The following is a 280-nucleotide window of genomic DNA, read 5'->3' as shown; positions in this document are numbered from 1 at the left end:
GAGGTCGAGCTCGGCCGAAAAATCCTTCGGCAGCACGCGCGGAATGTTTTCCGGGAAACCGCCGCCGGTGATGTGGGCCAGCGCCTTGATGCCGTGCGTGTTGCGGATGGCTTTGAGGATCGACTTCACATAGATGCGCGTCGGCTCGAGCAGCGCCTCGGCGAGGCTGACTCGTCGTTGAACGGCGCCGGATCGCTCCAAGCAAGGCCGCTCGCGGCGACGATGCGGCGCACCAGCGAGAAGCCGTTGGAGTGCAGCCCGGAGGAGGCGAGCCCAAGCA

Annotated in this window: 1 pseudogene; it reads right to left on the bottom strand. The window is 66.1% G+C overall.

The features are described from left to right. Nucleotides 1–280: pseudogene (locus EN857_RS34340) on the bottom strand (AIR synthase-related protein); the annotation flags it as partial.

This window comes from Mesorhizobium sp. M4B.F.Ca.ET.214.01.1.1 (assembly GCF_004791545.1).
Taxonomy (GTDB): Bacteria; Pseudomonadota; Alphaproteobacteria; order Rhizobiales; family Rhizobiaceae; genus Mesorhizobium; species Mesorhizobium abyssinicae.
The sequence above is the reverse complement of the archived record's forward strand: the minus strand, read 5'-3'. Positions and strand labels throughout refer to the sequence as shown.